4 protein-coding genes and 1 pseudogene are annotated in these 6,389 nt (G+C 64.3%); 2 read left to right on the top strand and 3 right to left on the bottom strand.

The window, feature by feature from the left end:
* Both EP26_RS29235 and EP26_RS29230 read right to left on the bottom strand, forming a co-directional pair.
* On the bottom strand, positions 1-394 hold a 394-nt coding region (locus tag EP26_RS29235), incomplete at its 3' end, for a DUF1003 domain-containing protein (RefSeq protein WP_043344668.1).
* 1,202 nt (positions 395-1,596) lie between these two features.
* Positions 1,597-2,457, bottom strand: a complete 861-nt coding sequence (locus tag EP26_RS29230; protein WP_043344666.1) for an alpha/beta fold hydrolase — start codon at positions 2,455-2,457, stop codon at positions 1,597-1,599.
* 114 nt (positions 2,458-2,571) lie between these two features.
* On the opposite strand from EP26_RS29230, the gene EP26_RS29225 reads away from it, so the two are divergent.
* A complete protein-coding gene (locus EP26_RS29225) occupies positions 2,572-4,146 on the top strand; it encodes an ABC transporter substrate-binding protein (protein WP_157033914.1) in 1,575 nt (524 codons plus the stop codon).
* 323 nt (positions 4,147-4,469) lie between these two features.
* On the opposite strand, the pseudogene EP26_RS35790 reads toward EP26_RS29225, so the two are convergent.
* A pseudogene (locus EP26_RS35790) lies at positions 4,470-4,565 on the bottom strand (transposase); the annotation flags it as partial.
* A gap of 260 nt (positions 4,566-4,825) precedes the next feature.
* Between EP26_RS35790 and EP26_RS36540 the strand changes: the two are divergent.
* Positions 4,826-5,725 carry a Bug family tripartite tricarboxylate transporter substrate binding protein gene (locus EP26_RS36540; protein WP_052389844.1) on the top strand — a complete coding sequence of 300 codons (900 nt, stop codon included), beginning with the start codon at positions 4,826-4,828 and terminating at the stop codon, positions 5,723-5,725.
* Positions 5,726-6,389 lie beyond the last annotated feature (664 nt).

Here is a 6,389-nt window from a genome sequence, read left to right as displayed (position 1 = left end):
CATGCTCCGTCAGGAGGCTGATCTGGAGGTCCAGATCGGCGCGCTTATCGGCCGTGGCGGCCATGCGGTTCTGGCTGATGAGTACGAAGGTGGAGAGGAAGATGGCCTCTACCGAGGCCTCCATCGCAAGCACCACGAAGGATGGGTCGAACTTGGGTACACTTGGTATGAGCCCGAGATTCACCAGGATCCATGCGCCGTAGAGGGCGAGGTGGATGTAGACGAAGATCATGCTGCCGGTGAAGCGGGTGATGGTCTCGGCGATCCGCTCCTCGCGGGTTGCGGCCGCGGCTTCCTCGCGGCGTCGGTTTTCCAGGGCCTTGATGTTACGCCTGAGGGAGGTGCTGAGGCTGTTCGGTTTCGGTGGCGGCACGGTCGGTGTCGGGCTTGGCATATCGGCGGTGATCCTCGGCTTCGAAGGCACGTGAGCGTCGAGTAGAACGCGCCAAGGACAGACTTGGACGGTAGAGGCCAAAACGCTTGGTGGTCTACGAGGTCAGCTTTGCCCAGGAGCTGCCCAAAGGCGGTCAGTCCGCTCTCGGCCAAACTACGCCATCTGCAGGTTGGGATGCCCGGCTGCAGGCAGCGGAAGCTGGCCTAGTAGGCGCCTCACACCTCGTTAGAGGTGACCGCCACGACCTCGCGCCTCGGGATAAAAGCGGCGGGTGGCGGCGGGGTTGCCCATTTCGGGTAGCTGTAGCACCGAGCGCTGCCGTCCATGCGAGGTAATGTCAGCTACCGCGCATGCTGTAGCTGCTGCAAAGTCGTTACCAGACCTAAAATGCGATCATCGCGCATCAGCCGCACTTCGAGCACGTCCACAAGCCACGCCTCTCTCGTGCCTGATCGATAAGGTACCCGCAGCGGGTGCAATTGGCGCCGTCATCATCCGCGGCGAAGGGATCCGCAAAACGCCGCGTCGTTACCTTGAGCGCGTTTGACTCTGCGTCACGCTGCTCGTGGTGTTCAATGGTCGCGGCGCTGCTCGGTAACTCAGCGGGCTCCTCGTTCGTCGAGGCTAGTTGCTGCACTGATGGCTCCCATGCCGGCATGACATGCACGGCTGGAGATGTGGGCTCGGGCACCACCGGTTGCGCTTCTGGCAGTGGAACAGGCGAAGTGGGCTTTGCACGAAACCCACCAGGCCAACTCTCCGCGCGGGCATCGCGTCGCACTGGATGCGGATGGTCCTTCAGTGGTCTCGGTGTCCGACGTGCAACATGCACAACTTCAACAACCCGGTTCGCCATAGTCCCTGAGCGGTTCTTTCGAGGTGCGGTGACAATGTGCCGCGTTTCGCTGGAAGATGTGGCTCGCCTGTAATGGCGTGAAAAAACGCGATCCGATTCTGACATAAGCGTCCATTGTTGATAGTGGCCACCTCTTAAAGGCGGACCGATTATGACACGACTTTATTTAACGGCACTGAACGGCACACTCCGAACCTGGTTCGTGCCCCAAGCGAGCGTGCCGAATTGCACTTCCTGGAGTTCTTTAACACCACCATTCGCAACCCACACACCCGGCGTGCCTATTGCTAGGCAGCCGGCGTTTTCCTAAGGGGCACCACCGTCGGTTCGCCTGTCTCCCAGCGCCTCAGCCTGCGACAAAACGAAGGATCTCGCTGTACAGCCGTTCTGGTGCGTCGACGCGCATGGAATGGCTGGACTCCTCGACGATGACCAGGCGCGAGCCGCGGATGATCGCGTGGATCTCCTCGGAGAACTCCGGTGGGCAGATCCAGTCCAGCCGGCCGCCGAGGATCAGCGTGGGCGCGGCGATGCGTGCAAGCTCTGGCCTGAGATCAAAGCTGCGGAGGAAGCCGCCCGGCCGGAAGGCACGGTTCAGCGCCTCCGGGCTGTGGATGGCGCGGGCGATGCCGTCTTCGGCTTTCTCCGGGTCATGCTTCGCTGCATAGAGCGGGCCCATGACGCGGTAGTACCGCTTCAACTCCGCCTCGTCCTCGAAGCCGCCTTCCCACACCTTGGCGCAGAGCGCCTTCTGCTCCTCCGTACCGCGCGCCGCGAGGATTTCCTGGGCGCGCGGGATGAAGCCACCATGCGAGGCCGTGACGACCAGGACCAAGTGCGAAACAGCCTCGGGATAGCGCGCGGCATGTGCCATCGCCACCATGCCGCCATAGCTGGTGCCGATGGAGACGATGGGACCGAGGCCGAGATGTCGGCGCAGCGCCTCCATGTCCTCGACATTCTCGTCCAGCGTCCAGCGGGAGGCATCACCGCGCGCCGAGCGCCCCTGGCCGCGGTGGTCAAAATAGACAACCTGCATGGCATCGGTCAGCGCGGTGTAGCCGGGCTTGAAGCCGGTATGGTCGCCGCCCGGGCCACCATGGATGGCGAAGGCAGTGGGGCGCTCGCGCATCCACGGCCCGTCCGGGACGAGACCTTGGCCCTCCACATCGAAATAGAGCTCGGTGTCGCGGATCCTGGCGCGCATGCTTAATCCCTGCTGGTCAGCGCAGCCTAGCAGCGTGGCACTGATCGCGCGACGGGCTTGCTGGCATGTCCCGAATGTTCCTAGGATAACCGACGGGACGGCACGGAGGGTGCAATGGCACGGATCTCGGGCAGCATCGGCAGGAGGCCACTTCTCGGCGCCGCGGCTGCCTCCGCTCCCGCCGGCCCCGCTGTTAGTCAGGGCGCCGCAGCGAACACGCTGCGCTTCGTGCCACATGCGAACCTCTCCTCGCTCGACCCGCTCTGGTCCTCGGCGCTGATTTCCACAAACTACGCGCTGATGGTGCACGACTTCCTCTATGGCCTCGGTGCGGACCTGCTGCCGCGGCCGCAGATGGTGGAGGAGCACGAACTCTCCGCCAATGGGCTCACCTGGACCTTCCGCCTGCGCGAGGGGCTGTGGTTCCACGACGGTGAGCCGGTGCGCGCGGCAGATTGCCTCGCCTCCATCCGGCGCTGGTCGCAGCGTGACGTCTTCGGCAAGCGCGTGGCGTCGCAGACGGCTGATATGCGAGTGCTGGACGACCGCAGATTCGAAATTCGGCTCACGAAGCCCTTCCCACTCATGCCCTTCGCACTGACGCAGGCCGTCATCCTGCCGGAGCGAGTGGCGCGCACGGACGCCTTCACGCAGGTGACGGAGAGTATCGGTAGCGGCCCTTTCCGCTTCGTCCGCGACGAATGGGTCGCCGGCTCACGTGCCGTCTTCCGGAAGTTCGAGCGCTACGTTCCGCGTCACGAGCCACCGGAGGCCTGGGCGGGTGGTAAGGTCGTGCATCTCGAGCGTGTCGAATGGCAGGTGATGCCCGACGCAGCGACGGCCGTCGCAGCGCTGCAGCAAGGTGAGGTGGACTGGATGGAGCGGCCGCTGCTCGACCTTGTCCCACGCCTTCGTAGAATGCGCGACGTGACGGTCGAGGTTGTGGAGCGGCTCGGTTTCTACGGTTTCATCACCTTCAACACCCGCGTCCCGCCGTTCGATAACCCCGCGCTGCGCCGCGCCCTGGTCCCGGCCGTGGACCAGCAGGAGTTCATGCAGGCGCTGGCAGGCGGCGATACCGAACTGACCAAGACCGGCTTCGGCTGGTTCCACCCAGAAAGCCCTTATGCGAATGACGAGGGCCTGGCCACCCTGATCGGCCAACGTAACCTTGAGCTGGCGCGGAAGCTCGTGAGGGAGTCGGGCTATGATGGTCGCCCGGTGGTGCAGATGCTGCCGACTGACCTGCCGGCGCCGAACGCCATCGGCCTGGTGGCCAATGCCCTGCTCCGCGGCATTGGATTGAATGTGGATCTGCAAGCCATGGACTGGGGCACCATGGTCGGCCGGTGGCGGGCGAGCGGCGAGGGTGCGGACCGCAACCCCTGGCACTGCTTTGCCCTCTCCTGGTCCGGCCTCTGGACCACCAATCCAGGAATGCACACGCCGCTTTACGGGAACGACCATCCGAATCCGCGAATGGAGGCTCTGCGCGGCGCTTGGTTCGACGCACCGGACCTGGACGCGCAAAAGCAGGTTGCCCGGCGTATGCAAGCACTGGCCTTAGAGGAACCGCCGTTCATCCCTGTCGGCCTCTGGATCATCCCGCACGCTTGGCGAGCCTCGCGCGTCAGCGGCATCCTACGCGCGCCGTCGACCGTGTTCTGGAACGTGCGAAAGACTGCTTAGCGGTACATCCGAAAAACTAGGCGGGTTTGGAGGGCACCTCCCGGCACGACCAATATCAGCCGCTTCGCGACATACCACTCGCTCCAATCGCTGACGGCCGCTCCAGTTGCGCTCGGCCACCTTCTACGCAGGATCGGCCAGCATGAGTTCGAGATCGCGATAGCTCACCGGGAACATGAGGTACTAGCGGACCGCCCAGAGGATAACCTCGGCGGTGAACTGCCGTCCCTTGAAGGACTGATCCGGCCTGATCGGCCAAACTGGGCTGCATGACCATTGCCAGCAGCCGCCACCAGATGCGGCGGCTACGTCCCTGATGGCCGCAACTTGCGCCGCCAGGCTCGCAGGACCGATCGCTCGATGCCGAGTTCCTGAGCCACCTGGGATAGCGACCGGCCGCTGCTCTCCAGCAGCGCCACTGGTCCTCATCCGTTTAGCCACACCCATATGTTGTCAGCTGTTCGGTCGGTGCCTCGGCTCACGCCGCCCGTATCAAGCAGGAAACAAGCCAGCAGCAAGCTGTGCACGGGAGGAACAGGACATGAGAAGACCCCAGGGCCACACTACCCTTGAGCCCGCGTCTGAACGCAGGTCGCGCCGCGCCACACTGGGCGTGATTGCCGGCGGGCTCGCTACCTCGATTGTCGGCCTATCTACACAGGGGCGTGCGCAGCCGGGTATGGACTGGCCCAACCGGGCGGTCCGATACATCAACATCTTCCCGCCTGGTGGTGCCACCGATACGCTGTCGCGGCTCTACTGCGCTAAGATGAGCGAGATCACCGGCCAGCAATTCGTGGTGGAGAACCGCTCAGGCTCTGGTGGCAATGTCGGGGTCGACGCGATCGCGAAGTCCCAGCCTGACGGGTACACGATCGGCCTGGGCAGCATCGCTCCGCACGCTATTGCGCCGACGCTCTATGCCAACCTGCCGTTCAATGCAGCGCAAGACTTCACCTTCATCTCCGGCCTCTGGCAGTTGCCCAACCTACTGGTTGTCAATAACGACCTGCCGGCACGCAGCGTGCCGGAGCTGATCGCTCTGCTGAAGGCGAATCCCGGTAAGTACGCCTATGGCTCCTCCGGCATCGGCACCACGCCACATCTCTCGGGCGAGTTGCTGAAGCAGATGGCCGGGTCGGACATTCTGCATGTACCCTATCGTGGTGGCGCACCGGCGCTGCTCGACCTGCTGGCCGGGCGGGTGCACCTGATCATGGACAACATCCCGGGTCTCCTGCCGACTGCGCGCGAGGGGCGGATACGGGCGCTGGCCGTCACCGGCCCGCAGCGCAGTGCGGCGGCACCTGAACTACCGACCATGTCGGAGTTTCTGCCGGGCTTTGAGATCACCTCCTGGGGTGCGGTCTGCAGCCCCGCTGGCATCCCGGAGCCAGTGGTGAAGCGGCACTCGGCCTTTGCAAAACAGGCACTCGATAGCCCCGACCTAGTCCGCAGCTTCCAGGAACTCGGCGCCAAATCCTGGTGGACGACGCCGGAGGAGATCACCGCTTTCCGCGCTAGCGAGGAAGCCCGGCTGGCGCCGCTGATCCGGGCAAGCGGCGCGCGGGTGGAGTAAGCAGGCGCCTTCACCCGGCACGATCATGCTCCAGGCCACGGTGTAGGAGGCTAGGTGACATTGCTGCAGGATCTTGCAGGTCTAGGTGGCCCACATCGAGCGGCATGGCGCCGTCGCAGGCGCGGTGGCCATCCCGTGTTCCTTCCTGAACAGGGCCGCCTGGAGGCGCGCGAACTCGACCGGACGGAGTGCCGATAAGCGAGCGTTCGTTGCCGCCGATTAGACGCCCAGCGCGGGGGGCAACGAGGCGCATCGGGCGCCGTTAGGTGAGTCCTGGCGGCAAGCATCAGAGGAGGCGTGCGTGGCGAGCGGAGCCCAGAACGATAACAACTCCCAAGCGACACCAAATACCGCCGACATGAACCCGGGCGACGATGCGCCGCCCGGCACCCCTGGAACCGGTGAGGATGTCTGCCCCGATTGCAGTGGCAAGGGCAAAGTCCAAGGTGGCACTGAGTGCCCAAACTGCGGCGGAACGGGCAAAGTCATCAAAGGGGTCGCGGGAGGTTAGGCGCGGCAGGTGAGGACACTCGTGGGCGAATGCCTGAAACTCGCACCCCTAAATAGAGGTGCTAGTGCACTGACTCAAACGGAAGGTGCAGGAAGCCTGGCCAGCGTGCCGAGGATGGTGTCGGCAGGCCTGGTCCAGGCGAATGGCTTGGCC

This window comes from Belnapia moabensis DSM 16746, assembly GCF_000745835.1.
Lineage (GTDB): Bacteria > Pseudomonadota > Alphaproteobacteria > Acetobacterales > Acetobacteraceae > Belnapia > Belnapia moabensis.
Note: the sequence above shows the minus strand (reverse complement) of the source record. Positions and strands in the feature narration are given on the sequence as shown.